The following is a 26,017-nucleotide window of genomic DNA, read 5'->3' on the forward strand; positions in this document are numbered from 1 at the left end:
GGTCACTCCTCGGGCGGCAGGTCGGCCACCCCGACGGCCAGGAGGACCCGACCGTCGGCCACCGACCCGATCCGATCGGCCGGTACGTAGACCGCGCCCGTGCGGGTCAGGTCGGTCGAGACCTTCAGATAGCCGCTGTGCAGCAGTCGCGCCGCCAGATCTGCTGGGACGTCCGGCTCCTCGACCGCGGTCGCCTCGATCAGCTCGTCCAGGCTGCTGCCCGGGTCGGCGGTCGGTGTCTGGACGGTCACCGCGTTCGGGTCACCCCGCTGGACGAGGTCCACGGTGCCGACCTCGGTGCCAGCTGAGTCGATCACCGGCATCCCGGTGGTGATCCGCGAGATGGTCGCCTGCTGCTCGTCCTGCTGGTCCATCCCGGTGCGGTTCCCAGGGCGACGCGCCGCTAAACGCCGCCGCCAACCCACCCCGCCAATCCGCTGCCGGCCCGCCTGCCCGTCCCTCCCACCCGCCGCGCAGCGGCAGCGGCAGCCGTGGCCTCGGTGTGGTCGCACCTCGTTCCAGAGCAGTGGCTCAGAGGTGGCCGGTCCGGAGGCGGTGGGCCGGGGGAGGCGATGGGCTCGGAGGCTGTGGGCCCGGGAGGGGCGATGGGCGGAGGCGATGGGCCGGGGGAGGCGATGGGCTGGGGGGCGATGGGCTCGGGAGCGTGATGACTGTGAGTCATATTTATGCCTCAGAGTCATCACCGCCAAAAGCAATACCGCCTCCACGGCCCGCGCAAGGTGGCGGCGGCAGGCCGCCACGCCAGTGGCACGCAGTAGACGGCACGCAGCGGCACGCAGCGCCCGGCACGCAGCATGCAGTGACGGCATCCAGCGCCCGGCACGCAGCAGACGGCACCCAGCACGCAGCGCCCGGCACCCTCGCCCGTGCACGTGTTCCGCGCACTCAGGTGTTCGGGAGGGTCCAGCCGCCGGGCGGGCGGGGGGACAGCTCCCGCCAGGTGTCCGGGCCGTCGAGCAGCGCCCGGACGGTGTCCTCGGCCTCGTCCGCACTGCCGTACTCGTAGAAACGGGAGATGCCCTCGGCGCCGCCGGCCCGCTGCTCGACGTGCCAGCGGTCGGCGTCCACCCGCAGGAAGACATCCCGCCGGGCCAGCCGCCCCCACTTCCCGTTCCACCAGTGCTTTCGCTGCTCCATGGCGGGACTCTATCGAACACACGTACGAGAAGATGCGGCCCCTGCGGGATTCCCGCAGGGGCCGATGTGCATCCGTTCGGGTCAGCGCTGCGTCGGCGGCTCCGGGCGGCGGCCCAGCACGTCGTCCAGCGCCCCACGCTGCTGGCCAGGGGTGGTGTGGCCGGCAGAGACCAGGGCGTCCCGGATCTCCGTGAGCAGCTTGACCTCCTCGCTCGGCGCCGAGGGCGGCGGCTCTTCGCCCCGCTTGCGCCGCTCGGCCAGCCGGTTCATCGGGTAGACGACCAGGAAGTACAGCGCCAGTGCGGTGAGCAGGAAGGTGATCACCGCGTTGACGAAGGCGATCCAGTCGAACGGGATGCCACGGAAGCTGGGTGCCGTGCCGGCCAAACCCTTGTCGCTGCCGGTGATGAGCAGCACGAAGACCCGGATCAGTGGGTCGAGGAACGACTTGGTGAGCTGGGTGACCACGCCCGTGAACGCGGCGCCGATGACGACACCGACCGCCAGGTCGACGACGTTGCCGCGCATGATGAAGTCTTTGAAGCCCTTGAGCATTCGTACTCCCGAGGTGTCCGCTTTTCTGTCGGGCACAACCTATGCCCGTTCGGCGGGTTCCAGAAAAGCGCCGGCTTCGAGCGCCGCCCGGCCGGGATCGCCGGCCCGGATCGCCTCGACCAGCCGGGTGTGGTCGACGTAGCGCTCGGGCGTGAGTTCCCCGCCCATGGCCTGGGCGACTGTGCTGCGCAGTGCGGTGCCCACCGAGGCGTACAGCTCGGCGAGCATGGCGTTGTGCGCGGCGGCGACCACCGCCGTGTGCAGTGCCGCGTCGGCCTCGACGAACGCGTCGACCCGGCCGCCGTGCCAGGCGGCCTCGCGCTGGGCGAGCGCGCCGTCGAGCGCCGCCAGGTCCTCCGGGGTACGCCGCAACGCGGCGAGCCGGGCGGCCTCCACCTCGAAGGCGCGGCGTACCTCGATGACCTCGGTCATCCGGTCGTCGCCGAGTCGGCGGGCGACCACCGGGGCCAGTTCGTCGGTGGACACCACGTAGGTGCCGGAGCCCTGCCGGCACTCCAGCACCCCGGCGTGCACCAGGGCGCGGACCGCCTCGCGGACCGTGTTGCGCCCGACGCCCAGCGCGGCGACCAGTTGTGGCTCGGTGGGGATGCGCCCTCCGACGGGCCATTCGCCGCCCAGGATGCGGACGCGGAGCTGCTCGGTGGTCTGCCGGACCCGGTGGCCGCGCGGTGGCACAGCGGGCTGGCCGCGGGGCGGTGCCGGCGGCGCGGAGGGGAATTCAACCGACGGTGGCACTGGTTACATCACCGGTCCCAAATTCATCCCATGATTGTAGGTTAGCGGTCATGACCCCGCCACCAACCGCCGCTCCGGCGCTGCCCGCCCCCGTCGCCGTCGACCCTCGTCCGACGCGGGACCCCGGCACCGGCCGGCGGACGCACCCGGCGACCGGTGGCGCGCTGGTGCTGGTCGGGATGCTGCTGGTCGCGCTCAACCTGCGCGCCGTGGTGACGAGCCTCGGCGCACTGCTCGACGAGGTCCGCGACGGGCTGGGCCTCTCCGGCGTCACCGCCGGCCTCGTCACCACGTTGCCGACCATCGCGTTCGCCGGGCTCGGCGCGCTCACCCCGTGGCTGGTCCGCCGGGTGGCGCCGGCCCGGGTGCTGGTGGTCGCCATGCTCGCCCTCGCCGTCGGCCAGGTGCTCCGGGTCGCCACCGACTCGGCCCTGATCTTCGTGCTCACCAGCGCGCTGGCGCTGTCCGGCATCGCGGTCGCCAACATCCTGCTGCCGATGCTGGTCAAGCAGCACTTCCCGCACCGCACCGGCCTGGTCACCGGCGCGTACACGATGGCGTTGACAGTGGGCACGACGGTGGCCGCCGCCTCCGCGGTGCCGATCGCGCACGCCTTCGGGTCGTGGCGGGCCGGGCTCGGCGTGTGGGCCGCGATGGCCGCGGTGGCCGTACTCCCGTGGGTGCCGCTGGCGCTGCGGGCCCGCGCCGCGGCGCGGCGGGCGACCCCGACGGCGGCCGTCGCCACGCCCACGCGGGTCCGGCCGGCGCGGACCCGGCTCGGTTGGGCGATGGCCGTCTACTTCGGGGCGCAGTCGCTCAGCGGGTACGCGATCATGGGCTGGCTGGCCCAACTGTTCCGCGACGCCGGCTACCAGCCGGAGTCGGCCGGGCTGCTGCTCGCCGGGGTGACCGCGCTCGGCGTGCCGATCGCGCTGCTGATGCCCACCCTGGCCGGTCGGCTCGGCAGCCTGCGGCCGCTGGTGCTCGGGCTCACCACCGCGTCGGCACTGGCCTACCTGGGGTTGGCGCTCGCACCGCACGGTGCCGCGCTGCTCTGGGTCGCCCTCCTGGCGATCGGGCAGGGCGCGTTCCCGATGATCCTGACCGCCATCGGCCTACGCGCCCGCACCGCCGAGGGCACCGTCGCGCTCTCCGCGTTCGCGCAGAGCACGGGGTACGTGATCGCCGCCCTGGGCCCGCTGATGGTCGGCATCCTCTACGAGGCCACCGGCGGCTGGACCGCGCCGATCGGGTTCCTGCTGGGTGCCCTCGCCGTGCAGACGACGGCGGGCATGGCGATCGCTCGTCCCCGTTACGTCGAGGACGAGTGACGCACGCCGACGGTCAGGTCAGGAGGAAGCCGGCGTCGGTTCGCCGGCGACTGCCTCATCCACCGTCGGGTAGGTGTGCAGCACCTCGACCAGCCCGCTCACCTCAAGGATGCGCAGCACGCCGCGCTGCGGGGCGGCCAGCCGGACCACGCCGCCGGCCTCGTCGCAGCTGTTCTTGGCGCGGACGAAGACCGACAGGCCGGTCGAGTCGCAGAACGAGACGTCCGCCAGGTCGAACACCAGCCGGTTGCGGCCCTTGTCGAGCAGGTCGGTGATCTGGTCCTGCAGCTGCGGTGCGGTGGCCATGTCCAGCTCGCCCGCGACCGCTACGACGACCACGTCGCCGCGTTGTTCCGTGTGCACCGTCAACGACATTCGCCAGACCTCCTGTTATCGGGGGAACGGTATCCCACGACCACCCTCAGAGGTAGAACGGGAGCCGTCATCCGGTGGCCATCGTCATTCCGTTGCTACGGGGCAAGTAGTTGATCAGACCCCGGTGATAGAGTCCGCCCGGTCCAGGTCAAGGGGGTTCGAAATGGCGTTGAGCACCGAAGAAAGTGGTCGGCTCGCCGCGCTGCTCAGCGGGCAGGACGAACGGGTCACGACTCGGTGGACCGAGATCGTCACCAGTTCGTTGCGGGGCCGGCTGAGCCAGGCAGAGCTGCGCCGGCAGGTCCAGGATCTGCACGGCGCCATCGTCGCCACGAGCGAGCAGGGCACCATCGACCTGTCCGCCGAAAGCGCCGGCGAACTGCGCGCCGCGCTCTCCGAGCTGTCTCGTGGCCGGGCCCGGCAGGGCTTCTCCGCCACCGAGACCACGATCAGCGTCTTCGCGCTGAAGGACGTGCTGGCCGAACTGGTGCAGGAGGCCGGGGGCCCGAACGCGCTGCAGGACTACGTCGCCTTCTCGAAGTTGATCGACGAGATGGGCCTGTTCACCTTCGAGAGCTTCGTCCGCACCCGGGAGAGCCTGATCGCCGACCAGGCCGAGCAGTTGCTCGAGCTCTCCACGCCGGTGGTCAAGCTCTGGGAGGGCGTCGTCGCCGTGCCGCTGGTCGGCACCCTGGACTCGGCCCGGGCCCAGGTGGTCATGGAGCGCCTGCTGCAGACCCTCGTCGACACCGGCTCGCCGTACGCGATCATCGACATCACCGGCGTACCGGCGGTGGACACCCAGGTCGCCCAGCACATCCTGAAGACCGTGGTGGCCGCCCGACTGATGGGTGCCGACTGCATCATCTCGGGCATCCGCCCGCAGATCGCGCAGACCATCGTGGCGCTCGGCATCGAGTTCGGTGACATCGCCACCAAGGCGAGTCTCGCCGACGCGTTGCGCCACGTGCTGCGGCTCAACGGGGTGGAGACCGCCCGTCGCCAGCCGCGCCGGGGCTTCTGATGGAACGCGTACCGATCCTCAAGATCGGCGACATCCTGCTCGTCTCCATCCAGCTCGACATGTCCGACCAGACGGCGGTCCAGCTCCAGGAGGATCTGGCCGAGCGGATCGTGGACACCGGCTGCCACGGCGTCATCATCGACATCACCGCGCTGGACATCGTCGACTCCTTCGTGGGGCGGATGCTCTCCGCCATCGCGTCGATCTCCAAGGTGCTCGACGCCGAGACGGTGGTGGTCGGGATGCGTCCGGCCGTCGCCATCACCCTTGTCGAACTCGGGCTGTCGCTGAACGGCATCCGTACCGCGCTGAACGTCGAGCGCGGCATGGAACTGATCGCGGCTGCCCACGCCGACGAGCTCGACCACCAGCTCGACGACGATCCGGACGCCGAGACGGCCACGCCGTGACCGCGGGCGTCGACCTGGGCCAGCCGCAGGCGCAGTCGGTCCGCAGCGATGAGGACGTGGTGCGCGTCCGGCAGCTGGTCCGCGCCGTGGCGGTGGCCAGCAAGCTGTCCCTCGTCGACCAGACCAAGGTGGTCACCGCGGCGAGCGAGTTGGCCCGCAACACCCTGGTGTACGGCGGCGGCGGTTCGGTCGAGGTGACGATCGTGGACAACGGTCGACGCAAGGGCGTGCAGATCGTGTTCGCCGACTCCGGGCCGGGTATCGCCGACCTCGATCTGGCCATGACCGACGGCTACACCAGCGGCGGCGGCCTCGGCCTCGGGCTCAGTGGGTCGCGACGCCTGGTCGACGAGTTCCAGATCGAGACGTCGGCGGGGACCGGTACGCGGATCACTGTCACCAAGTGGTCCAGGTGAACGCCGACGCGGTCACCGACAGTGGCATCTGGTTCCGAGTGGAGTCCAGCAGCGCCGCGAGTGCCGTCCGGCGTGCCGCCGAACGGCTCGGCGCGCAGGTGGAGATGAGCGGGGCCCGCATCGCCGACCTGGCCATCGTCGCCGCCGAGCTGACCAGCAACCTGGTCAAGCACGCCGACGACGGTGTCCTGCTGCTCCGACCGGTACGCCGGGCCGGGCAGGCCGGTGTGGAGTTGGTGGCGATCGACTCCGGGCCCGGCATGGCCGACCTGACCGTCTCGTCCCAGGACGGGCACTCCACCACCGGCACACTCGGCATCGGTCTCGGTGCCATCGTCCGGCAGGCCAGCTGGTTCGACGGATACTCGCTGCCCGGCCGGGGCACAGCCCTCGCCGTGCAGGTCTGGCCGGCCGAGGCGGCGCGGCCGTCCTGGGCCGGCGCCCTCAGCCGACCGATCACCGGCGAGGCGATCAGCGGCGACGGCTACGCCGTGCGGGTCGTCGACGGGCGGCACCAGGTGCTGGTGAGCGACGGGTTGGGGCACGGCCCGCTGGCCGGGGCCGCCACCGACGCGGCGCTCGCCGCGTTCCGCAACGCCCCGGCCGGCCCACCGGCGACGGTGGTCGGTCACCTGCACCGCGGCATGTCGCACACCCGTGGTGCCGCACTCGCGGTCGCCGAGTTGGCACCCGAGGCCGGGGTGCTGCACTACGCGGGCCTGGGCAACATCTCCGGCGTGGTCGTCGAGGGAGACGGCAAACGGCGAGGGCTGGTGTCACTGCCCGGCATCGCCGGGCACCAGCGACCGACAATCCGGGAGTACGACTACCCGTTCGGTCCGGACGCCCGGCTGGTGATGCACAGCGACGGGGTGGTCGACCGTTGGCGGTTGGCCGACTACCCGGGCCTGGCGGAGCGGTCCCCGCTGGTGATGGCGGCGACCCTGCTCCGTGACGCCGGTGTGCGACGTGACGACGCCTGCGTGCTGGTCGCGAGGTCCTGGACATGACCGGCGAGCCGGCCGCGCTGCCGCTGCTGCAGATGGCGCTGCGGGTCGAACAGGACATCTTCGTGATCCGCCAACGGGGGCGCGAGGTGGCCGCGGTGGTCGGCCTCGAACACCAGGACCAGGTGCGGATCGCCACAGCGCTCAGCGAGGTCGCCCGAGACCTGCTGCGGACGGCCGGGGGAGCGGACGTCTCGTTCCACGTCGACGCGGGCGCCGACGGCCGGTTCCACCTGCGCGCCGACCTGGCCCCGGTGTCCCCGCTGCCGGACGACCGCTACCAACCGCAGTCCGGCGCGGTGTCCCGACTGGTCGACACACTGAGCGTGTCGACCGTCGAGGGGGTTACGGTCGTACGGATGTCCCGACGAGTCCCGGCCAACGCGCCGATGCCGACCCCGGAGCGGTTCGCCGAGTTCCGTACGGAACTCGGCCGCACCGCGCCGAGCAGTGCGCTGGACGAGTTGACAGTGCAGAACGGGCAGCTCATCTCCGCACTGGACGAGGTGCGCAGTCAGCGCGACGAGCTGGCCGTGCTGAACGAGGAGCTGGCCGAGACCAACCGCGGCGTGCTGGCGCTCTACAACCAGCTCACCGAGGAGTTGGAGGAGACCAACCGGGGCGTCGTCGCCCTCTACGCCGAGCTGGACGAGAAGTCGGCCCAGCTCCGCGCGGCGAGTGAGTCGAAGAGCCGGTTCCTGGCCAACGTGAGCCACGAGCTGCGCGCGCCGGTCACCGCGATCATCGGCCTGGGGCGGCTGCTCACCGACTCCGCCTCCGACCCGCTCACCGACGAGCAGGGCCGCCAGGTCGATCTGATCCGCTCATCGGCGGCGGACCTGCTCAACCTGGTCAACGAACTCCTCGACCTGGCCAAGGCGGAGTCCGGTCGGATCGAGCCGGACGTGACCGAGGTCGACCTGCGGCCGCTCTTCGGTCAACTACGCGGCACCCTGCGCGCGCTGGCCACCCGCCCGGAGGTGGAGCTCGTCGTGGAGGAGCTCACCGGGCCAGCCCTGCTGCGCACCGACGAGGTGCTGCTCGGTCAGGTGCTGCGCAACCTGCTGCACAACGGGTTGAAGTTCACCGAGCGCGGCGAGGTGCGGCTGCGGGCCAGCCAACACGGCGACCGTTGGCAGTTCGAGGTCAGCGACACCGGGCCGGGCATCGCCCCGGAGCTGCACGACCGGATCTTCGAGGAGTTCTACCAGATCCCCGGCGCCACCCGGGTCGGCGGCACCGGCCTCGGTCTGCCGTACGCCCGGCGGTTGGTGACGCTGCTCGGCGGGTCACTGGAGCTGACCAGCGCGGCCGGCGAAGGCAGCACGTTCACCGTCTCCCTGCCCACAGGCGGGGCGTGACGGCGTGGACGGCATGCCGACAACCATCCTGGTGGTCGACGACAGTCGTACCAAGCGTTATCTGCTGGTCAGCTGGCTGACCCGGGCCGGGTTCACGGTGCTGGAGGCCGAGAACGGCGCCGAGGCGTTGGCTCGGGTCGAGGTGGACCGGATCGACCTGGTGGTCCTCGACGTCCGGCTGCCCGACCTGAGTGGCTACGAGGTCTGCGAACAGATCAAGGTTCGGCACCCGGCGATGCCGGTCATCCACGCGTCGGCGCACGCCGTGGACGTGTCCGACCGCGCTCAGGGGCTGACCCGGGGCGCTGACGCGTACCTGACCGAGCCGATCGAGCCCGAGGAGCTGATCGCCACCACCCGGGCGGTGTTGCGCTACTACCAGGCGCGGCAGCGTGCCGAACTGCTCGCCGAGCGGCTGCTCGGGTTGGCCGACACGACAGTCGCGGTGCACGCCGCGCCGACCTTCGCGCGTCTGCTGGAAGCCGCCGCCGAGGGCGCCGCCCAGATCTTCAGGAGCCCGGCGGCGGTGGTCGCCGAAACCTTCGACGGTGACTGCCTCGCGGGCGTCTGCGGCGGTCCCGGCACGGCGGCCACCGTGGTGCCGTGGGTCGTCGACGACACCGGGGTGCCCACCGGCGCCACGGTGCGGGTGGAGGCCCCGGAGAGCTGGGCTCTCGTCGACTGGCCGGCGGACGACACTGTGACAGTCGCCGCCGCCCGACTGCGCGAGGATCGGGCACCGCTGTACGTGGTAGTTCCGACCGCCACCCAGACCGCGCAGACCCCGGTGCTCAAGCAACTGGCCCAGGCGGTGGCGGCGGCCGTGGAGGGGCAGCGTTCGTTCGACGAGGAGCACCGGATCGCTGTCACCCTCCAACGCAGCCTGCTCCCGCGAGGGCTGCCCACGGTGGCCGGCCTGGACCTCGCGGTGCGCTACGAGCCGGCCAGCGCGCAGACCGAGGTGGGCGGCGACTTCTACGAGCTGGTGATGCTCGACGGTCACCTGCTGCTCGCGATCGGGGACGTCGCCGGCCACTCGCTGCACGCGGCGACAGTGATGGCCGAGCTGCGGCACGCGGTGCGGGCGTACGCGGTCGAGGGCCACCAGCCCGGCGAGATCCTGCACCGCGTCAACGAGCTGATGCGGACACTGCTGCCGGACGAGGTGGCGACGCTCTGCGTGCTGCTGCTGCACCCGCCGACCGGACGGGTCCGGCTGGCCAGTGCCGGGCACCTTCCACCGCTACTGGTCAGGGACGGCACTGTCGAGTTCGTGCAGCATTCCGCGCCGCTGCTCGGCGTTCGCGCCCCGCGCCCGGCCGACCTGGAGTTCGTGGTGCCGGCCGGGGCCACGCTGGTCTTCTACACCGACGGGCTGATCGAGCGACGGGACGCCACCATCGACGAGGGGCTGGCCGCACTGGCCGGGGTCGCCGCGACTGTCGACGGTGACCTGGACCAGTTCTGCGCCCGTCTGCTGGTGGAACTGGCCCCACCGGAGATCCAGGACGACGTCGCTGTGGTCGTCCTGCGTCGTCGCTGATCTGCGGCTTTCTCAGCTCTGCAAGCTTCCCGGCTTTCTCAGCGCACCGAGCGGGCGTACGCGGCGGGGGACACCCCGGCCACGGCGGTGAAGTCACGGACCAGGTGGGCCTGGTCGCTGTAGCCGAGGTCGGCGGCGAGGTCGGCCCAGCTCAGCGGGCCACCGGTGGCCTGTTCGACCGCCTCCTGAAGCCGGTAGCGGCGGATCACCCACTTCGGCCCGACCCCCACGTACTCGATGAACAGCCGCTGCAACCGGCGGACCGGAACGTCGTGCCGCGCGGCGAGGTCGTCGACGCGCAGCACAGTGCGGTCGGTACGGATCGCCTCGGCCAGTCGGACGGCCTCCTCGGCCAGCGGGTCCGGCTCCGGCTGCCAGGCGGTGAGGAGGGTGTCCAGCGCCCGGCAGCGCTCGTCGTCGCTGGCCGCCGAGGTGGGGGATGCGCCCACGCCCACCGGGACGTCCGGGTGGGTCAACCGGCCGAAGGGCAGCGGCTCCCTACGGCCGGTCAGTTCGCTGACTGACCGCCGCCAGAACGGGTGGAAGCCGCCGGGGCGGAACTGCACCCCCGACACCCGGCCGGTGCAGTTGAGCGTGATCCGGAACAGGTCGCGGCCCACCCCGGCCACCTCGCCGGACTCGGGCCCGTCGCCGTCCCGTCGAAACACCACGTTGACCGCCGGGTGCGGCACGACCCGTTGCTCGAACGGCGCGCACAACGCCCAGTCGATCAACCAGTAGTGCTCGACCCACGGGCGCAGCGACTCCGCCGGCAGATGTCGGCGGAAGCGCATCTCGCGCAGCAGGCGTCCGGGGTCGAGAATTCCCCGGCTGTCGCCACGCGGTCGCTGTCGCATTTGTTCAAGACCACCCTCATACGCTGGCCGTATGTCCACTCAGACTAGCGAGCTGCTGGCGGCCGCCGCGCCGCGAACCGTCGATGTCGTACGGGGTGTCTCCGACGACCAACTGGACCTGCCCACCCCGTGCAGCGACTATCTGGTCCGTGATCTGCTCAACCATCTCTTCCAGGTGGTGGTCAACTTTCAGGATCTGGCCGAGAAGCGAGAGGTGGAGTGGGCCGAGAAGCCCGATCACCTGGGCGATGGCTGGCGGGACCGCTTCGAGGCGGAGACCGGCCGGTTGGTGACCGCCTGGTCGGATCCGTCCACCCTGGAGGGTGTGTCGCCGGGCATGGGCATGCCGCAGTCCGTCATCGGCGGCATGGCCCTGCTGGACCTGACAGTGCACGGTTGGGATCTCGCGGTCGCCACCGGCCAGCCGTACCAGCCAGCCCCGGAGGCGGTGGCCGAGCTGCACGCGCTGGTGGAGCAGTTGGGCCCCACCGCCCGCAAGATGGGCGTCTTCGCCGACCCACCCCCCACCCCACCCCCCACCCCCACCCCCAACCTGGCCCACCTCCTGACCCAGACCGGCCGCACCCCCACCTGGCCCCAAACCCCCTAACCCCCGGGGTACGCCCTTCTCTCGTTGATCATGAAGTTATTGCCCTCGGTCTCGGCGTGTCGGCGCAATAACTTCATGATCAACGGGGTGGGGGTGGGGGTGGGGGTGGGGGTGGGGGGTTGTTGACTTGGGTATTCGCTGGGTGAATAGTGGGCGGGGTGTCTACGCCGCATGTTCTGCTCGGGTTGCTCGCTGGGGGCAGCCGGCACGGGTATGAACTGAAGCGTGCGCACGACGAGCGGCTGCCGCGCGCTCGGCCGCTGGCCTTCGGGCAGGTCTACGCCACTCTCGGCCGCCTCGAACGTGACGGGCTGGTGGCTGCCGCCGGCCAGGACCGGGTGGCCGGGCCGGATCGCACGGCGTACGAGCTGACCGATCAGGGGCGGGACGCGCTGGACCAGTGGCTGTCCACTGTGGAAGCACCAATGCCGTACGTGGCCAGCACGCTCTTCGCCAAGGTCGTGGTCGCGCTGCTGGTCGCCGATGTCGATCGGGCCCGGTCGTACCTGATCGCCCAGCGGGCCGCGCACACCGCACGGTTGCGTGAGTTGACCGCGGTCAAGGGCGAACCGTCCGCCACCCTCAGCGATGTGGTCGCGGCCGATTTCGCGATCGCCCACCTCGACGCGGATCTGCGGTGGTTGCACGCCACCCTGCTCCGGGTCGCCGACTGGCACCGGGAGGTCCATCCGTGACGCAACTCCAGGCTCGCGGCGTGGTTCGGGCGTACGGCCCGACGCCCGCACTGCGCGGCGTGACGCTCGACCTGGCCGAGGGCGAGATCGTCGCCGTCACCGGGCCGAGTGGCTGCGGCAAGTCGACACTGCTGCACTGCCTGGCCGGGATTCTCCGGCCGGACGCCGGCGAGGTCACCTGGCGTGGGCACCGCATCGACACCTGGTCGGAGGCGGCCCGGTCCCGGCTGCGGCGCACCGAGTTCGGGGTGCTGTTCCAGTTCGGTCAGCTGGTGGCCGAGTTGACCGCCGCCGAGAACGTCGCCCTGCCCCTGCTCCTCGCCGGCACGGGGCGGCGAGAGGCACGGACGGCGGCGCTCACCTGGCTGGAACGGTTCGGGGTGGCTGAGGTGGCCGACGTCCGGCCGGGTGAGATGTCCGGGGGTCAGCAGCAACGTTGCGCCACGGCGCGGGCGCTGGTGACCGAGCCTCGGGTGCTCTTCGCCGACGAGCCGACCGGCGCACTGGACACGCTCACCGGCGAGCAGGTCCTCACCCAACTGGTCCGGCTCGCCCGCGAGCAGCGCACCGCCGTCGTGCTGGTCACCCACGAGCCGCGGATCGCCGCGTACGCGGATCGGGAGATCGTGCTGCGTGACGGCCTGGTGGACCACACCGGCCTGGGGCTCGACGTGCCGCTGGCCGGCGGTGCCCGGTGAGGCCGACGACGCTGCTCCGCCTCGCGCTCGCCGGCACCCGCACCGACACCGCCCGGGTGGTGCTCACCGCGCTCAGCGCCCTGTTGGCCACCCTGGCCGGGCTCGCGGCGCTCACCGTGCTGGCCATCGAGAAACCCGCCGGCGACGCCTGGGAGCAGTCCGAGCAGTACCGCAACGCGCTGCTGCGGGAGCCGGGGTTGCGCGGCGGCACGGCGTTCGCGCTGCTGATGCTGATGGTCCCGGTGCTGGCGCTGGCCGGCCAGTGCGCGCGGCTCGGCGCGCCGGCCCGGGACCGCCGGTTGGCGGCGATCCGGCTCGCTGGCGCCACTCCGGGCCAGGTCACCAGACTTGTGGTGTTGGAGACCGGCGTGGCCGCGCTGCTCGGCACGCTCGTCGGGCTGGGTGTCTACCTGGTCGGCCGCGACCTGCTGCACCGCCCGGACGCGCAAGGTCGACTGGCCCTGCCCACCGACGTGCTGCCGTCGACCGGCGCGCTGGCCGGCGTGGTGCTCGGTCTGCCGGTCGTGGCGGCGCTGGCCACCGCCCTGATGCTGCGTACGGTCACCACCAGCCCGCTCGGGGTGAGTCGTAAGGCCGCCCGCGAGCGCGGGCCAGGCCCGTGGGCCGGGCTCCTGATCGGGTTCGGCGTGGTCTCGTTCGCGCTGATCCGCCCGGTGGTCTACCGGGTCGCCGACGGGCAGATGGCGGGCCGGCTGGTGCCACTGCTGTTCGCGGTGGGCGCGCTCGCCGCGATGATCGGGGTGGTGATCGGCACCGGCTGGCTGTCGTACCACTGCGGGCGGTTGTTACGTCGGCACGCCCGCAGGCCCGCTGCCCTGCTCGCGGCGGGCCGGCTGATGGCCGATCCGTGGGCGGGCAGCCGTACGTTCGCGGCGCTGCTCGCCGCCCTGATCTTCGGCGCGGGTGCGGCAGCCCAGCGCGCCTACTTCGCCACGAAGGACCAGATCGAGCGGGAGCAGAGCCGACTCGCCGGGGCGGACGGTGCCGCCAACCCCTTCTACCTGTCGACGATGGATCTCGTCGACGGCGCGATCGCCGTGGCCATCCTTATCGCGACGGGCGGGCTGATCGTCGCGCTGGTCGAGGGGATCGTCGCCCGACGCCGCGCCTACGCCGCGTTGGTCGCCACCGGGGTGCCCCGCGCCACGCTGGGCCGTTCGGTGGCCTGGCAGGCGTTGGTGCCGGCCGTGCCGGCGATCCTGCTCGCGCTCACCGTTGGCACGCTGCTCGGCCGAGGGCTCGTCGCGGACGTGTCGGAGGGCGGCGGTTCGACGTTGATCTGCGAGGCCCCGGCCGCGCTCTGCGACGACCCTGCCACCCGGGACCAGTACTCCCGCATCGTGTACTACCCCTCGGTGCAGCGAGCCGTTCCCGTACCTCTGGAGCACCTGGCGTGGCTCGGCGCCGGCGCCCTGGCGGCGGTGCTGGTGACGGTCGGTGTCGGCCTGCTCTTCCTGCGCGCCAGCACCGCTTTGGACGAGCTGCGGACGACCTGATCCGAACGGCCCCGCCGGCCGGCCTGACCCAGCCCTCGGGTCAGGCGGCGAGCAGGCCGGAGGAGAGTGCGATCAAGGCGCCGACCACTGCCGAACAACAGCAGACCAGCAGCCCGGCGACCACCGCGAGGATCAGCCAGACCCGGCGGTCCCGCGCCACCGCCGCCACGCTCGGTCGGCGGACGTCCTCGGCCGCTTCGCCGTCACTATCCGTAGCCCCGGTCACCCCGGAAGTCTAGGCCGCGACATCCGCCACGACCCGGAAAGGCCCGGCCGCGCATGCGCGACTCGGCCATGATCGCGCCCGATCGTCGGAGTGGCTGGTCTCCCAGAGCTGCCGAGGGAACCACTCCCACCACCGAACGCGATCATGCCGACCCGTCGGGTCAGGCGTGGCCGATGCGGTCCAGGATCCAGGCGTTGATGAACGCCTCCTCGCGCCACGAGTCGTAGCGTCCGCTCGGGCCGCCGTGCCCGGCACCCATCTCGGTCTTCAGCAGGTAGTCGCCGCCCGGGGCGACCGCCCGCAGCCGGGCGATCCACTTCGCCGGCTCCGAGTAGAGCACCCGGGTGTCGTTGAGGCTGGTCACCGCGAGGATCGCGGGATAGTCAACAGCGGCCACGTTCTCGTACGGGGTGTAGGACTTCATGTACGCGTACACCTCGGGGTCGTCGAGGGGGTTGCCCCACTCCTCCCACTCGGTGACGGTCAGCGGCAGCGACGGGTCGAGGATCGACGTGAGCGCGTCCACGAACGGCACCTGCGCCACGATCCCGGCGAACGCGTCCGGCGCGAGGTTGGCCACCGCGCCCATCAGCAGGCCACCGGCCGACGCGCCCCGGGCGACAAGCCTGTCGCTGGCCGTCCAGCCGGCCTTGACGAGGTGCTGTGCGCACGCCACGAAGTCGGTGAAGGTGTTCTTCTTGGCCAGCAGCTTGCCCTGGTCGTACCACCGTCGGCCCAGCTCACCGCCACCCCGGGTGTGCGCCACCGCGAAGACCACGCCCCGGTCCAACAGGGACAGCCGGGCCACCGAGAACCACGGGTCCATGCTGGCCTCGTAGGAGCCGTAGCCGTACAGCTCGCAGGGCGCCGAACCGTCCCGGGGGGTGCCGATGCGGCAGACCAGTGAGATCGGCACCCGGGTGCCGTCGTCGGCGAGCGCCCAGTCACGGTGCTGCTCGTACTCGGCCGGGTCGTACGGTCGCCCGTCCGGACCGGGCAGCACCGGCTTCTGCTTCAGCAGCACCATCTGCCGGGTGACCAGGTCGTAGTCGTACACCGAGTCGGGAGTGATCAGCGAGGAGTAGCGCAGCCGGACCTGGCCGGTGCGGTACTCCGGGTTGGCGTCCAACCCGACGCTGTAGAGCGGCTCGGGGAAGTCGATGTCGTACCCGTCGTCACTGCCCACCGGCAGCACCCGCAGCCCGGTGAGCCCGTCGGTGCGCAGCGACACCACCAGGTGGTTGGCGAAGGCGTCGACGGCCTCCAGTCGGGTGCCGGGGGTGTGCTCGATCAGCGGCACCCAGTCGCCCGGTACGTCCGCCGAGGTGAACGCCAGCGCGAAGTCCTCCGCGCCGTCGTTGTGCAGGATCAGGAAACGGTGGCCGTGGTGCTCCACCGTGTATTCGACGCCCTGTCGGCGGGGGGCGACCACAGCCGGCGCGCCGGTCGGGTTGCCGGCGGGGATCACCAGCACCTCGCTGGTCACCTTGCTGTGCACGTCGATGAGGATGAACTTCTCCGACCGGGTCAGCTCCACCCCCACCCAGAACCGCTCGTCGTCCTCCTGGTGGACCACCACGTCGTCGGCGGCGGCGGAGCCGATGGTGTGCCGCCAGACCCGGTTCGGCCGCCAGGCGTCGTCCACAGTCACGTAGAACAGCACCGAGGCGTCCGACGACCAGGCGGTGCCGTAGAACGTGTCAGGCACCTCGTCCGGCAGCAGCTCGCCGGTGGTCAGGTCCTTCACCCGCAGAGTGAACCGCTCGTCACCGGAGAAGTCGGTGGAGTAGGCCAGCCAGCGACCGTCCGGGCTGACGTCGAATGCGCCGAGCGAGAAGAAGTCGTGCCCCTCGGCCAGCAGGTTGCCGTCGAGCAGCACCTCCTCGCCGTCGAGCGGGGCGCCGTCCGCGCTGACCGGCGGGTCGGTCTCACCGTCGCGGACCGCCCGGCGACACTGCACTCCGTACTGTTGTCCCTCGACCGTCCGGGTGTAGTACCAGTGCCCGCCCTTGCGGGTCGGCACTGACAGGTCGGTCTCCTGGGTGCGTCGGCGAGTCTCCTCGAACAGGTCGGCCCGCAGGTCGGCCAGGTGTGCGGTGCGCGCGTCGGTGTACTCGTTCTCGGCGGTCAGGTAGGCGATCGTCTCCGGGTCGTCCTTGACGGCGAGCCAGGCGTACTCGTCGACGACGGTGTCGCCGTGGTGGGTGCGCTCGCTGGGCACCCGCTTCGCCGCGGGCGGGGCAGTCTCGGTGGTCACGGCGGCCACGTTACCGGCCGGCAGCCGCAGCGCGCCGGACCAGCGGCATCCCGATACTCGCCGCCACGGCTTTCGAACACATGTACGATGGCCGGCATGGCGGCAGCAGCGAGTTCCCTAGGCCGGTCCGGAGCCCTCGAGATCACCCGGCGGTTGGCGGCGATCTGCGGTCCACCGTTCTCCCGGCTGGCCGGGCCCGCCGACGAGGTGGCGGGGCGCCCGGCGCGCTGGGTCGCCGTCCCGGGCGGCCCGCACGCCGCCGCCGAGGTGCTGCGGCTGGCCGCCGTGCACGATCTGACTGTGGTGCCCCGAGGCGCGGGCACGAAGATCGACTGGGGCGCCGCCCCCGTCCAGGTCGACATCCTGCTCGACACCGGCCGGTTGGCCGGCATCGGTCACGAGCCGGTCGACTCGCTCGTGGCCGACGTGGGTGCCGGCACTCCACTGCGGGCGGTGCAGGCCACCCTGGAGCGCACCGGGCAGCGGCTCGCCATGGACGCCCCCTCACCCGGCGCGACACTGGGCGGTGTGCTCGCCGCCGGCGAGGCCGGCCCGCTGCGCCACCGTCACGGCAGCCCCTGCGACCAACTGCTCGGTGTGCGTTACCTCGCCGCCGACGGCGAGCTGATCAGCGTCGGTGGCGGCGCGCCCGGGCTCGACCTGGCCCGCCTGCTCTGCGGCTCCCAGGGAGCGCTCGGCGTGCTGGTGTCGGCGAGCCTGCGGGTGCAGCCGGTGCCGGCGAGCAGGCTCTGGGTGTCCCGCCCGGTGTGGACGCCCTTGGAGGTGCACGACCTGGTCCGGACGATCCTCGCCGCTCGGCTGGAGCCGTCGGCCATCGAGCTGGACCTGCCCGGAGGCACCCCCCGCCCCCGTACGTCGTACCCGCCCGGTCACCCGGCGGCCACCGCCCGGGAGCGCCACCCGTCGATGTCAGGCCGGGCCGGCGCCCCGTCCCGGGCCGGCAGCCTGGTGGTGCTGCTTGAGGGCGGCCCCGCCGACGTCAATGAGCGCGCCGAGCGGTTGGTCGGGCTGCTGCACGGGGAGGCGACGATCGCGCACTCCGCGCCGACGTGGTGGCGCCGCTACCCGTTCGCCCCCGGCGACACGGCGCTGCGGCTGGAGGTGCCGATCGGCGACCTGCACGCGGCCGTCTACGCGCTGCGCGACGCGGCCGGTGCGCCGGTGCCGGTGCGCGGCTCGGCCGGGCTGGGCGTGGTGCACGCGGCACTGCCCGGGGCGCTGGCAGCCGACCGGGTGGCGTCCATCCTGGCCGCCGTCAGAGGGGTGCTGTTGGCCCGGCAGGGTCGCTGCGTGGTGGTCTCCGCTCCGGCGGCGGTCCGCCAGGCGGTCGACCTCTGGGGCGAGCTGGCCGGCCTGGCCCAGTTGCGGGCCGCGAAGCGGCACCTGGATCCGGAGCACCGGCTCGCGCCCGGCCGGCTCCCCGGCGGCCTGTGAGACCGGGCCGGGCAGAGGGTCAGTCCATCCACCACCGGTGCATGTCCAGCAGCGGCGGGGTGAGACGGGCCACCATCACCAGCAGGCCGCCCACCGCGCCGGCCAGCAGCAGTGACCGGGTCACCCGGGGCAGGACCGCGCGCTCCCGGGCGACCACCGCCCCCGCGACGATCGCCAACGGCAGCCCGAGCACCGCGCCCGTCAGGTAGAGCACCGCCACCACGGGGTGGAGCACACCGAAGAAGGCGATGTCCTTCGGGTCGTACGCGCCGGTCAGCATCTCGGCCGGGCCGACGCCGGCGCTCGTCATCCGTCCGACGTAGAGCAGAAGCACGGCGAGGAACCCGCCGATGGTCGCTAACTGCGCGGCGATCAGGGCCCGGACCGCCGGCCGGGAGTACGACGTGACCTGCGCGACGCTCGTCATGGCCGTCAATCTACCCAGCGGGCCGACGTCCGGGGGCCCGTGCGGCGGTCAGGTCGCGTCGTTGCGGAGCACCAGGACGGCGATGTCGTCCCGGGGCGGCTCGACCGAGAAGTTGATCGCTGCGGCGCGCAGCCGGGCGGCCACCACGTCGGCCGAATATCCGGCCAGGGGCGCGGCGGCGTCCCGCAGCCGGTCGGTGCCGAACAGCTCCCGGCCGCGCCTCCGCTCGGTGACGCCATCGGTGTAGAAGATCAGCGAGTCGCCCGGCGCGAGCGTGATCTCCGCCGTCGGCGAGGTGATCGTGTCGAGCAGGCCGAGCGCGGTGCCGCCGGTGCCGACGAACCCGGCGCCGCCCGCTGCGGCAAGCAGCACCGGCCGGTCGTGCCCGGCAAGGTGCAGCGAGACGTCCAACTGGTCACCCTCGCCCGGCCCGACCGCTGCCAGCGCCAGCGTGCAGTAGCGACCGCCACCGCGCTCGACAAGTGTCTCGTTGAGCCGCGCCAGCGCCTCCGGTAACGGTTTGCCGTCGCCGACCAGCACGCGGATCACGTCCCGGACCAGCCCGGTCACCGCGGCGGCCTGGACACCCTTGCCCGAGACGTCACCGATCACCACCAGCCAGCGCCCGTCCGGCAGCGGCACCACGTCGTAGAAGTCGCCACCCACCTCGGCGTCGTCGCCGGTCGGGACGTACTCGGCGGCGAAACCGATCCCGTCGACCAGCGGCAGCACCGGCGGCAGCAGAGACTGCTGGAGCGTCTGCGCCACCCGACGGCGTTCGGCGTGGATCCGGGCGTTCTCGATGGCCAGCGCGGCCCGTCGGGCCACGTCCTCCAACACGGCCACCTCGTCCGGGTCGTGCCGGTGCCGCTGGTGCCGCCCTACCGCCAGGGTCCCGAGTCGCTGCCCGCGCGCGATCAGCGGAACGGCGAAACCCTCCATCGGCCCGCCCAGGGGAATCTGCGCCGCGCTGCGGGACGCCTCGCGCAGGCGGGCCTGGATCGAGTCCGGACCGGTCTCGGCCAGCACCTTGTGCAGTTGCGGAAGCATCGACTCGTCGGCGTGGCTGGCCGCCGCCAGCCGGAGCCGACCCCACTCGTCAGTGGTGTGCACCGCGCACCACTGACCGAGTCGCGGCACCACCAACTGCGGCACCAGCGCCATGGTCAGGTCGACGTCGAGCGACTGGGCCAGCAGCTCGCTCGCCTCGGCCAGGAAGGTCAGCCACACCTGCCGGCGGACGTCGGCCCGGCGCAGTCGGTCGTTCTCCAGGTGCAGCGACAGCCGCTCGGCGGTGAGCACCGCCAACGGTTGGGCGTACGCCGACGGGGCGGCGTCCAACTCCAACTCCCCGGCGTACGGGCGCTGCACAGTCAGTGGCACCCGGAGCAGTTCGCTGCCGGGGCGGGGTGGCCGACCGAAGCGGGCCAGCACCTGGCTGCCCTGCCCGTCGCCCCGGTCCAGGCGGATCGTGCCGCCGGCTGCGCCGACCATCTCGGCGACCCGGCTGAGCAGGCTGGTGGCGAAGTCGGGCAACGGGTCGTCCCCGTACAGGTCGGGGGCGGTCTGCATGAGTTCGCTCATCGCGCTGGCGCTCGGCGCGGACCCGTCGGTGCCCGTCCAGGGGCCGGCGTTGGCCGGTGTCGACTCGCTGATGGTCCCGCTGGTGGGCAGGTCGGTGCCGGGGCGGTCCAGCCGGAACCAGACGCCCTTGCCGGTGGGCAGGTACGTGGTGCCCCAGCGGCTGGCGAAGTGGTCGACGAGCAACAGGCCCCGGCCCCGCACGGAGACCTCGTTGATCTCGGCGGAGTCGTTGCGGTCGCCGACGGTCAGCTCGTCGCCGGAACCGGGCGCGAAGTCGGAGACGGTGACGGTCAGCCCGATCTCGTCCGCGACGACCTCGATGTCCAGTTCGGTACGGGCGTGCTCGACGGCGTTGGTGGTCAGCTCGGTGGTGAGCAGCAGCGCCTCGTTGGCCAGCTCGTCCAGGTGTGACTCGGTCAACACCGAGCGGACCACGGCGCGGGCGGCGGCCGGTGTGCGCCGGTCGGCGGGCAGCCGGACGCGCCGGACGGCCCCGTCCTGGGCCCCGGCCGTCGCGGGCCCAACCTCGCCTGACACCCCCGTATCCTCCACCGTCGCACTGCCGGGTGCCAAGCCGATCAACGATCCGGTGCTGTCGCGTCGCTCAGCGGCACCGCTGGTGGCGCTGGGGGCGGACGCGTCGAAACGATTGGCGCGGGAGCCGGGCGAGGTTTGCGGCGCGGCGTGCCGGCTCGACGCCGATCGGGCGGGTCGCCGGGGCGATCGATGCCACCTGGCGGGTCGCACACCCTGGCACCACGGCGCGCGCGGGCACAATATGGGGTGCCGGTGTGTCCGCACGGACCGGCGCCCCCCGAGTTGAGCGAGGAATGATGACCACGTCGAAGCAGTCGGTGGCGGATCCGTCCGCGCTCGACAACGAGGCGCTCCTCGGTGAGTTGACCGAGGCACTGCGACGGATCGGGCGGGGCGACCTGAAGGTCCGGCTTCCCCGCCGGGCCGGCGCGGCCGGTGAGGTGGCGGACGCCTTCAACGAGGTGGTCTCGCTCCAGGAGCGGCAGTACCTGGACCTGCGGCGGATCAGTCGGATCGTCGGTCGCGACGGCCGGCTCACCGAGCGGCTCGACGACGAGGGGCTGGACGGCTCCTGGGCGGAGGGGCAGCGGGCGATCAACTCGCTGATCGACGACCTGGGTCGACCGACCACGGAGATCGCCCGGGTGATCGTTGCGGTCGCCGACGGTGACCTGTCCCAGCACATGGCGTTGGAGATCGACGGTCGGCCGCTGCGCGGTGAGTACCTGCGCATCGGGCGCACCGTGAACACGATGGTGGACCAGCTGTCGTCGTTCTCCAACGAGGTGACCCGGGTGGCCCGTGAGGTGGGCACCGAGGGCAAGTTGGGTGGCCAGGCCGATGTGCGGGGCGTCGCCGGCACCTGGAAGGACCTCACCGACTCGGTGAACACCATGGCGTCGAACCTGACCGGTCAGGTGCGGTCGATCTCGCAGGTGGCGACGGCGGTGGCCAAGGGTGACCTGTCGCAGAAGATCACCGTCGGCGCGCGTGGTGAGGTGGCCGAGCTGGCCGCCACGATGAACTACCTCACCGACACGCTGCGGCTCTTCGCCGAGCAGGTGACCCGGGTGGCCCGTGAGGTCGGCACCGAGGGCAAGTTGGGCGGCCAGGCCGAGGTGCCGAACGTGGCCGGCACCTGGAAGGACCTGACCGACAGCGTCAACTCGATGGCGTCGAACCTGACCGCCCAGGTCCGTAACATCGCGCAGGTCTCCACGGCGGTGGCGCGCGGCGACCTGTCGCAGAAGATCACGGTGGCGGCGCAGGGCGAGATCCTGGAGCTGAAGGACACCGTCAACACGATGGTGGACCAGTTGTCGTCGTTCGCCGACGAGGTGACCCGGGTCGCGCGTGAGGTGGGCATCGAGGGCAAGTTGGGCGGCCAGGCCCAGGTGCGCGGCGTCTCCGGCACCTGGCGGGACCTCACCGAGAACGTCAACCAGTTGGCCGGCAACCTGACCAGCCAGGTCCGCAACATTTCCCAGGTCTCCACCGCCGTGGCGAAGGGCGACCTGTCGCAGAAGATCACGGTGGACGCCCAGGGCGAGATCCTGGAGCTGAAGAACACCGTCAACACGATGGTCGACCAGTTGTCGTCGTTCGCCGACGAGGTGACCCGGGTGGCCCGTGAGGTGGGCACCGAGGGCAACCTGGGCGGTCAGGCGCAGGTGAAGGGCGTTTCCGGCACCTGGCGGGACCTGACCGACAACGTGAACTCGATGGCGTCGAACCTGACCAGTCAGGTCCGCAACATCGCCTCGGTGACCACCGCGGTGGCGAAGGGTGACCTGTCGCAGAAGATCACGGTGGACGCGCGGGGCGAGATCCTGGAGCTGAAGTCGACTGTCAACACGATGGTGGATCAGTTGTCGTCGTTCGCCGACGAGGTGACCCGGGTCGCGCGTGAGGTGGGCACCGAGGGCAAGCTCGGTGGTCAGGCGCAGGTGCGCGGGGTCGCCGGCACCTGGCGCGACCTGACCGACAACGTGAACTCGATGGCGTCGAACCTTACCGCCCAGGTCCGCAACATCGCCCAGGTCTCGACGGCAGTGGCGAAGGGTGACCTGTCGCAGAAGATCACGGTGGACGCGCGGGGCGAGATCCTGGAGCTGAAGTCGACTGTCAACACGATGGTGGACCAGTTGTCGTCGTTCGCCGACGAGGTGACCCGGGTGGCCCGCGAGGTGGGCACCGAGGGCAAGCTCGGTGGTCAGGCGCAGGTGAAGGGCGTTTCCGGCACCTGGCGCGACTTGACCGACAACGTGAACTCGATGGCGTCGAACCTGACCAGTCAGGTCCGCAACATCGCCTCGGTGACCACCGCCGTGGCGAAGGGCGACCTGTCGCAGAAGATCACGGTGGACGCCCAGGGCGAGATCCTGGAGCTGAAGTCGACAGTCAACACGATGGTCGATCAGCTGTCGTCGTTCGCCGACGAGGTGACCCGGGTGGCCCGCGAGGTCGGTATCGAGGGCAAGCTCGGTGGTCAGGCGCAGGTGAAGGGCGTCTCCGGCACCTGGCGCGACCTCACCGAGAACGTCAACCAGCTCGCCTCGACGCTGACCACGCAGTTGCGGGCCATCGCCCAGGTGTCCACGTCGGTGACCCGGGGCGACCTGACCCAGCGGATCGCGGTCAAGGCGCAGGGCGAGGTCGCCGAGCTGAAGGACAACATCAACCAGATGATCGTCACCCTCCGGGAGACGACCAAGAAGAACGCCGAGCAGGGCTGGCTGGACTCCAACCTCGCCCGGATCGGCGGCCTGTTGCAGGGCCAGCGCGACCTCGGCGAGGTCTGCCGCATGATCATGACGGAGGTGACTCCGCTGGTCGACGCCCAGCTCGGCGCCTTCTTCCTGGCCGACGACACCGACGGCAGCATGCGGCTGCGGCTGACCTCCTCGTACGGGTACGTGGCGCGGGGGCACGACGTCACCTTCGGGCCGGGTGAGGGGCTGGTCGGGCAGACCGCGCTCTCCCGACGCACGATCCGGGTCAGCGCCTCCCCGAACAGTCGGCTCACCCTCCGGTCCGGCCTGGCCGAGACACCCCCGTCCGACCTGGTGGTGCTCCCCGTCCTGTTCGAGGGCGAGCTGCTCGGGGTGATCGAGTTCGCCAGCGTGTCGGCCTTCTCCGAACTGCACCTGTCGTTCCTGGAGCGCTTGGTGCTCACCATCGGCATCGCTGTCAACACCATCCAGGCCAACCGGCGTACGGAGGAGCTGCTGGCCCAGTCGCAGCGGCTGGCGCACGAGATGCAGGAGCAGTCGGCGGAGTTGCAGCGCACCAACGCCGAGCTGGAGGAGAAGGCCACTCTGCTGTCCGAGCAGAAGGGCAACATCGAGACGAAGAACCGGGAGATCGAGCTGGCGCGGCTGGGCCTGGAGGAGAAGGCGCAGCAGCTGACCCGGGCGTCGGCGTACAAGTCGGAGTTCCTGGCCAACATGAGCCACGAACTGCGGACTCCGCTGAACTCGTTGTTGCTGCTGGCCCGCCTGCTGGCCGAGAACTCGGAGCAGAACCTCAGCCCGAAGCAGATCGAGTTCGCCCGGACCATCCACGGGTCCGGCTCCGATCTGCTGCGACTGATCGACGACATCCTCGACCTGTCCAAGATCGAGGCGGGCCGGATGGACGTCGAGCCGACCGAGATCCGCTTCACCGAGCTGCGCGGCTACGTCGAGCAGGCGTTCGCCCCGCAGGCCGAGGAGAAGAACCTGGACTTCCAGGTACGGGTGAGCAAGGACCTGCCGCCGGCGTTGGTGACCGACGCGCAGCGGTTGCAGCAGATCCTGCGCAACCTGCTCTCCAACGCGGTGAAGTTCACCGACAACGGTGCGGTGACGCTGCGGATCGCCCCGGCCGCGGAGAACGCGGTGTTCGACGTGCCGGCGCTGACGAACGCTCAGCAGGTGATCGCCTTCACCGTGATCGACACCGGGATCGGCATCTCCGACGACAAGTTGTCGATCATCTTCGAGGCGTTCCAGCAGGCCGACGGCACGACCAGTCGCCGGTACGGCGGCACCGGGCTGGGCCTGTCGATCAGCCGCGATCTGGCCCGACTGATCGGCGGCACCATCACCGTCTCGTCCGCGCCCGGCCAGGGCTCGACCTTCACGCTGTTCGTGCCGCAGGTGCTGGCCCCGGACGCGGTGGTCGTGCCGCAGATGCCGTCGCCGCAGCGCGCCGGGCTGCCGTCGTCGCTGCTGATGCCGCCACTGGAGCTGCTGCCGGAACGGCCGGAGGCACCGGCCACCCGTCAACTGGACGGTGCCACGGTGCTGATCGTGGACGACGACGTACGCAACGTCTTCGCCTTGACCAGCGCGTTGGAGCTGCACGGGATGACCGTGCTGTACTCGGACAACGGGGCGGACGGTGTCCGTCTGCTGGCCGAGCATCCGGAGGTGGACATCGTGCTGATGGACGCCATGATGCCCGACCAGGACGGTTACGAGACCACCCGCCAGATTCGCCGCAACCACCGGTTCGCCGACCTTCCGGTGGTCTTCCTGACCGCGAAGGCGATGCCGGGTGACCGTGAGTCGGCGCTCGCTGCCGGGGGCAGCGACTACATCACCAAGCCGGTCGACCTGGACGACCTGATCGAACTGATGTCGTCCTGGATCAACGGCAGCCGGACCGAGGAGACTTCGTGACCCAGATGGCCAAAGCGCTGCTCGTTGACGACCGGCGGCAGAACCTGACGGCCCTGGAGGCGATTCTTCAGGGCCTGCCGGTCCAGTCCGTGGCGGTGGAGAGCGGCGAGGCGGCGCTCAAGCAACTGCTGGTGGACGACTTCGCGGTGATCCTGTTGGACGCGCAGATGCCGGACATGGACGGCTTCGAGACGGCGAGCCACATCAAGCGCCGCGAGCGGACCCGGCACGTGCCGATCATCTTTCTCACCGCCGCCGACCGGGACGCCCAGCTCGCCCTCCGGGGTTACCAGGTGGGCGCTGTGGACTACCTCACCAAGCCGTTCGACCCGTGGGTGCTCCGGGCCAAGGTGTCGGTCTTCGTCGAGCTGTGGGTGAAGACCCGGCAGTTGGCCACCCAGTCGGATCTGGTCCGGGAGCGCGACACGCAGTGGCGGCGGCTCACCGAAGCGGTCGACGAGGCGACCGCCCAGCTCCGCTCGGACGACCCGGAGGTCCGCGACCGGGCGGTGCGGCTGCTCGAGCAGGCCCGCTGGGGGAACACCGCCTGACGC

At 71.5% G+C, this 26,017-nt stretch carries 24 protein-coding genes; 14 read left to right on the forward strand and 10 right to left on the reverse strand.

Annotated elements, in window-relative coordinates; all coding sequences use genetic code 11:
• Positions 1–2: 2 nt before the first annotated feature.
• The 4 genes from ABZU43_RS02375 to ABZU43_RS02390 form a co-directional block, all read right to left on the reverse strand.
• A complete protein-coding gene (locus ABZU43_RS02375) occupies positions 3–374 on the reverse strand; it encodes a hypothetical protein (RefSeq protein ID WP_091395802.1) in 372 nt (123 codons plus the stop codon).
• A gap of 532 nt (positions 375–906) precedes the next feature.
• Complete coding sequence (locus tag ABZU43_RS02380) at positions 907–1,158, reverse strand: hypothetical protein (protein ID WP_030332357.1); 252 nt, start codon at positions 1,156–1,158, stop codon at positions 907–909.
• 81 nt (positions 1,159–1,239) lie between these two features.
• Positions 1,240–1,713, reverse strand: a complete 474-nt coding sequence (gene mscL / locus ABZU43_RS02385; protein ID WP_355004779.1) for a large conductance mechanosensitive channel protein MscL — start codon at positions 1,711–1,713, stop codon at positions 1,240–1,242.
• Between the two features lie 39 nt (positions 1,714–1,752).
• Positions 1,753–2,409: a FadR/GntR family transcriptional regulator gene (locus ABZU43_RS02390; RefSeq protein ID WP_355004780.1), complete on the reverse strand. Its 657-nt coding sequence runs from the start codon at positions 2,407–2,409 to the stop codon at positions 1,753–1,755.
• 239 nt (positions 2,410–2,648) lie between these two features.
• Here ABZU43_RS02390 and ABZU43_RS02395 point away from each other — a divergent pair, with 239 nt between their 5' ends.
• The gene (locus ABZU43_RS02395; RefSeq protein ID WP_355005176.1) at positions 2,649–3,800 is read left to right on the forward strand and encodes an MFS transporter; all 1,152 of its coding nucleotides are present in this window, start codon (positions 2,649–2,651) and stop codon (positions 3,798–3,800) included.
• A gap of 18 nt (positions 3,801–3,818) precedes the next feature.
• Here ABZU43_RS02395 and ABZU43_RS02400 read toward each other — a convergent pair whose 3' ends face one another.
• Positions 3,819–4,175: an STAS domain-containing protein gene (locus ABZU43_RS02400; RefSeq protein WP_030332365.1), complete on the reverse strand. Its 357-nt coding sequence runs from the start codon at positions 4,173–4,175 to the stop codon at positions 3,819–3,821.
• A 163-nt stretch (positions 4,176–4,338) separates the two neighbouring features.
• On the opposite strand from ABZU43_RS02400, the gene ABZU43_RS02405 reads away from it, so the two are divergent.
• From ABZU43_RS02405 to ABZU43_RS02430, 6 genes are read left to right on the forward strand one after another with little or no spacing between them, the layout of a single operon-like run.
• Positions 4,339–5,199 carry an STAS domain-containing protein gene (locus ABZU43_RS02405; RefSeq protein WP_355004781.1) on the forward strand — a complete coding sequence of 287 codons (861 nt, stop codon included), beginning with the start codon at positions 4,339–4,341 and terminating at the stop codon, positions 5,197–5,199.
• Complete coding sequence (locus ABZU43_RS02410) at positions 5,199–5,609, forward strand: STAS domain-containing protein (RefSeq protein ID WP_355004782.1); 411 nt, start codon at positions 5,199–5,201, stop codon at positions 5,607–5,609. Before ABZU43_RS02405 ends, ABZU43_RS02410 begins: the two co-directional genes overlap by 1 nt.
• Positions 5,606–6,025, forward strand: coding sequence for an anti-sigma regulatory factor (locus ABZU43_RS02415; RefSeq protein ID WP_355004783.1), 420 nt, complete (start codon positions 5,606–5,608; stop codon positions 6,023–6,025). Before ABZU43_RS02410 ends, ABZU43_RS02415 begins: the two co-directional genes overlap by 4 nt.
• A complete protein-coding gene (locus tag ABZU43_RS02420; protein ID WP_355005177.1) occupies positions 6,022–7,035 on the forward strand; it encodes a SpoIIE family protein phosphatase in 1,014 nt (337 codons plus the stop codon). Before ABZU43_RS02415 ends, ABZU43_RS02420 begins: the two co-directional genes overlap by 4 nt.
• Positions 7,032–8,393 carry a sensor histidine kinase gene (locus ABZU43_RS02425; protein ID WP_355004784.1) on the forward strand — a complete coding sequence of 454 codons (1,362 nt, stop codon included), beginning with the start codon at positions 7,032–7,034 and terminating at the stop codon, positions 8,391–8,393. Before ABZU43_RS02420 ends, ABZU43_RS02425 begins: the two co-directional genes overlap by 4 nt.
• Before the next feature lie 13 nt (positions 8,394–8,406).
• Complete coding sequence (locus tag ABZU43_RS02430; protein ID WP_355004785.1) at positions 8,407–9,936, forward strand: SpoIIE family protein phosphatase; 1,530 nt, start codon at positions 8,407–8,409, stop codon at positions 9,934–9,936.
• Positions 9,937–9,974: 38 nt separating this feature from the next.
• On the opposite strand, the gene ABZU43_RS02435 is transcribed toward ABZU43_RS02430, so the two are convergent.
• A complete protein-coding gene (locus tag ABZU43_RS02435; RefSeq protein WP_355004786.1) occupies positions 9,975–10,793 on the reverse strand; it encodes an AraC family transcriptional regulator in 819 nt (272 codons plus the stop codon).
• 31 nt (positions 10,794–10,824) lie between these two features.
• Between ABZU43_RS02435 and ABZU43_RS02440 the strand changes: the two genes are divergently transcribed.
• From ABZU43_RS02440 to ABZU43_RS02455, 4 genes are all read left to right on the forward strand, one after another.
• Positions 10,825–11,403 carry a TIGR03086 family metal-binding protein gene (locus tag ABZU43_RS02440; RefSeq protein WP_355004787.1) on the forward strand — a complete coding sequence of 193 codons (579 nt, stop codon included), beginning with the start codon at positions 10,825–10,827 and terminating at the stop codon, positions 11,401–11,403.
• Positions 11,404–11,561: 158 nt separating this feature from the next.
• Positions 11,562–12,098 (forward strand): PadR family transcriptional regulator, encoded by a 537-nt coding sequence (locus ABZU43_RS02445; RefSeq protein WP_355004788.1) that lies wholly within the window; start codon positions 11,562–11,564, stop codon positions 12,096–12,098.
• Complete coding sequence (locus tag ABZU43_RS02450; protein WP_355004789.1) at positions 12,095–12,796, forward strand: ABC transporter ATP-binding protein; 702 nt, start codon at positions 12,095–12,097, stop codon at positions 12,794–12,796. The genes ABZU43_RS02445 and ABZU43_RS02450 overlap by 4 nt, the downstream gene beginning before the upstream one ends.
• Positions 12,793–14,313 carry an FtsX-like permease family protein gene (locus ABZU43_RS02455; protein WP_355004790.1) on the forward strand — a complete coding sequence of 507 codons (1,521 nt, stop codon included), beginning with the start codon at positions 12,793–12,795 and terminating at the stop codon, positions 14,311–14,313. Before ABZU43_RS02450 ends, ABZU43_RS02455 begins: the two co-directional genes overlap by 4 nt.
• Positions 14,314–14,353: 40 nt before the next feature.
• Here the strand turns inward: ABZU43_RS02455 and ABZU43_RS02460 are convergent, their stop codons facing one another.
• Together ABZU43_RS02460 and ABZU43_RS02465 are read right to left on the reverse strand one after the other, a co-directional pair.
• Entirely contained in the window at positions 14,354–14,539 is a 186-nt protein-coding gene (locus ABZU43_RS02460; RefSeq protein WP_355004791.1) for a hypothetical protein, read from the reverse strand.
• A gap of 160 nt (positions 14,540–14,699) precedes the next feature.
• Positions 14,700–16,796 (reverse strand): S9 family peptidase, encoded by a 2,097-nt coding sequence (locus ABZU43_RS02465; protein ID WP_355004792.1) that lies wholly within the window; start codon positions 16,794–16,796, stop codon positions 14,700–14,702.
• A 96-nt stretch (positions 16,797–16,892) separates the two neighbouring features.
• On the opposite strand from ABZU43_RS02465, the gene ABZU43_RS02470 reads away from it, so the two are divergent.
• Positions 16,893–18,251, forward strand: a complete 1,359-nt coding sequence (locus ABZU43_RS02470) for an FAD-binding oxidoreductase (protein ID WP_355004793.1) — start codon at positions 16,893–16,895, stop codon at positions 18,249–18,251.
• 19 nt (positions 18,252–18,270) lie between these two features.
• On the opposite strand, the gene ABZU43_RS02475 is transcribed toward ABZU43_RS02470, so the two are convergent.
• Both ABZU43_RS02475 and ABZU43_RS02480 read right to left on the reverse strand, forming a co-directional pair.
• The gene (locus ABZU43_RS02475) at positions 18,271–18,678 is read right to left on the reverse strand and encodes a hypothetical protein (RefSeq protein WP_355004794.1); all 408 of its coding nucleotides are present in this window, start codon (positions 18,676–18,678) and stop codon (positions 18,271–18,273) included.
• A gap of 48 nt (positions 18,679–18,726) precedes the next feature.
• Complete coding sequence (locus ABZU43_RS02480) at positions 18,727–20,799, reverse strand: SpoIIE family protein phosphatase (RefSeq protein ID WP_355004795.1); 2,073 nt, start codon at positions 20,797–20,799, stop codon at positions 18,727–18,729.
• A gap of 296 nt (positions 20,800–21,095) precedes the next feature.
• On the opposite strand from ABZU43_RS02480, the gene ABZU43_RS02485 reads away from it, so the two are divergent.
• Positions 21,096–25,463 (forward strand): HAMP domain-containing protein, encoded by a 4,368-nt coding sequence (locus tag ABZU43_RS02485; protein ID WP_355004796.1) that lies wholly within the window; start codon positions 21,096–21,098, stop codon positions 25,461–25,463.
• A complete protein-coding gene (locus ABZU43_RS02490; RefSeq protein WP_355004797.1) occupies positions 25,460–26,014 on the forward strand; it encodes a response regulator in 555 nt (184 codons plus the stop codon). Before ABZU43_RS02485 ends, ABZU43_RS02490 begins: the two co-directional genes overlap by 4 nt.
• Positions 26,015–26,017 lie beyond the last annotated feature (3 nt).

The sequence above is a fragment of the Micromonospora sp. NPDC005205 genome (assembly GCF_040608275.1).
Taxonomy (GTDB): domain Bacteria; phylum Actinomycetota; class Actinomycetes; order Mycobacteriales; family Micromonosporaceae; genus Micromonospora.

Bases quoted from the DNA above. Each gene is read 5' to 3' on its own strand.
- ABZU43_RS02435 (WP_355004786.1), bottom strand. From the start codon at position 10,793: ATGCGACAGCGACCGCGTGGCGACAGCCGGGGAATTCTCGACCCCGGA.
- ABZU43_RS02425 (WP_355004784.1), top strand. From the start codon at position 7,032: ATGACCGGCGAGCCGGCCGCGCTGCCGCTGCTGCAGATGGCGCTGCGG.
- ABZU43_RS02400 (WP_030332365.1), bottom strand. From the start codon at position 4,175: ATGTCGTTGACGGTGCACACGGAACAACGCGGCGACGTGGTCGTCGTA.
- ABZU43_RS02410 (WP_355004782.1), top strand. From the start codon at position 5,199: ATGGAACGCGTACCGATCCTCAAGATCGGCGACATCCTGCTCGTCTCC.
- ABZU43_RS02405 (WP_355004781.1), top strand. From the start codon at position 4,339: ATGGCGTTGAGCACCGAAGAAAGTGGTCGGCTCGCCGCGCTGCTCAGC.
- ABZU43_RS02395 (WP_355005176.1), top strand. From the start codon at position 2,649: ATGCTGCTGGTCGCGCTCAACCTGCGCGCCGTGGTGACGAGCCTCGGC.
- ABZU43_RS02485 (WP_355004796.1), top strand. From the start codon at position 21,096: ATGACCACGTCGAAGCAGTCGGTGGCGGATCCGTCCGCGCTCGACAAC.
- ABZU43_RS02470 (WP_355004793.1), top strand. From the start codon at position 16,893: ATGGCGGCAGCAGCGAGTTCCCTAGGCCGGTCCGGAGCCCTCGAGATC.
- mscL (WP_355004779.1), bottom strand. From the start codon at position 1,713: ATGCTCAAGGGCTTCAAAGACTTCATCATGCGCGGCAACGTCGTCGAC.
- ABZU43_RS02440 (WP_355004787.1), top strand. From the start codon at position 10,825: ATGTCCACTCAGACTAGCGAGCTGCTGGCGGCCGCCGCGCCGCGAACC.
- ABZU43_RS02430 (WP_355004785.1), top strand. From the start codon at position 8,407: ATGCCGACAACCATCCTGGTGGTCGACGACAGTCGTACCAAGCGTTAT.
- ABZU43_RS02475 (WP_355004794.1), bottom strand. From the start codon at position 18,678: ATGACGAGCGTCGCGCAGGTCACGTCGTACTCCCGGCCGGCGGTCCGG.
- ABZU43_RS02380 (WP_030332357.1), bottom strand. From the start codon at position 1,158: ATGGAGCAGCGAAAGCACTGGTGGAACGGGAAGTGGGGGCGGCTGGCC.
- ABZU43_RS02375 (WP_091395802.1), bottom strand. From the start codon at position 374: ATGGACCAGCAGGACGAGCAGCAGGCGACCATCTCGCGGATCACCACC.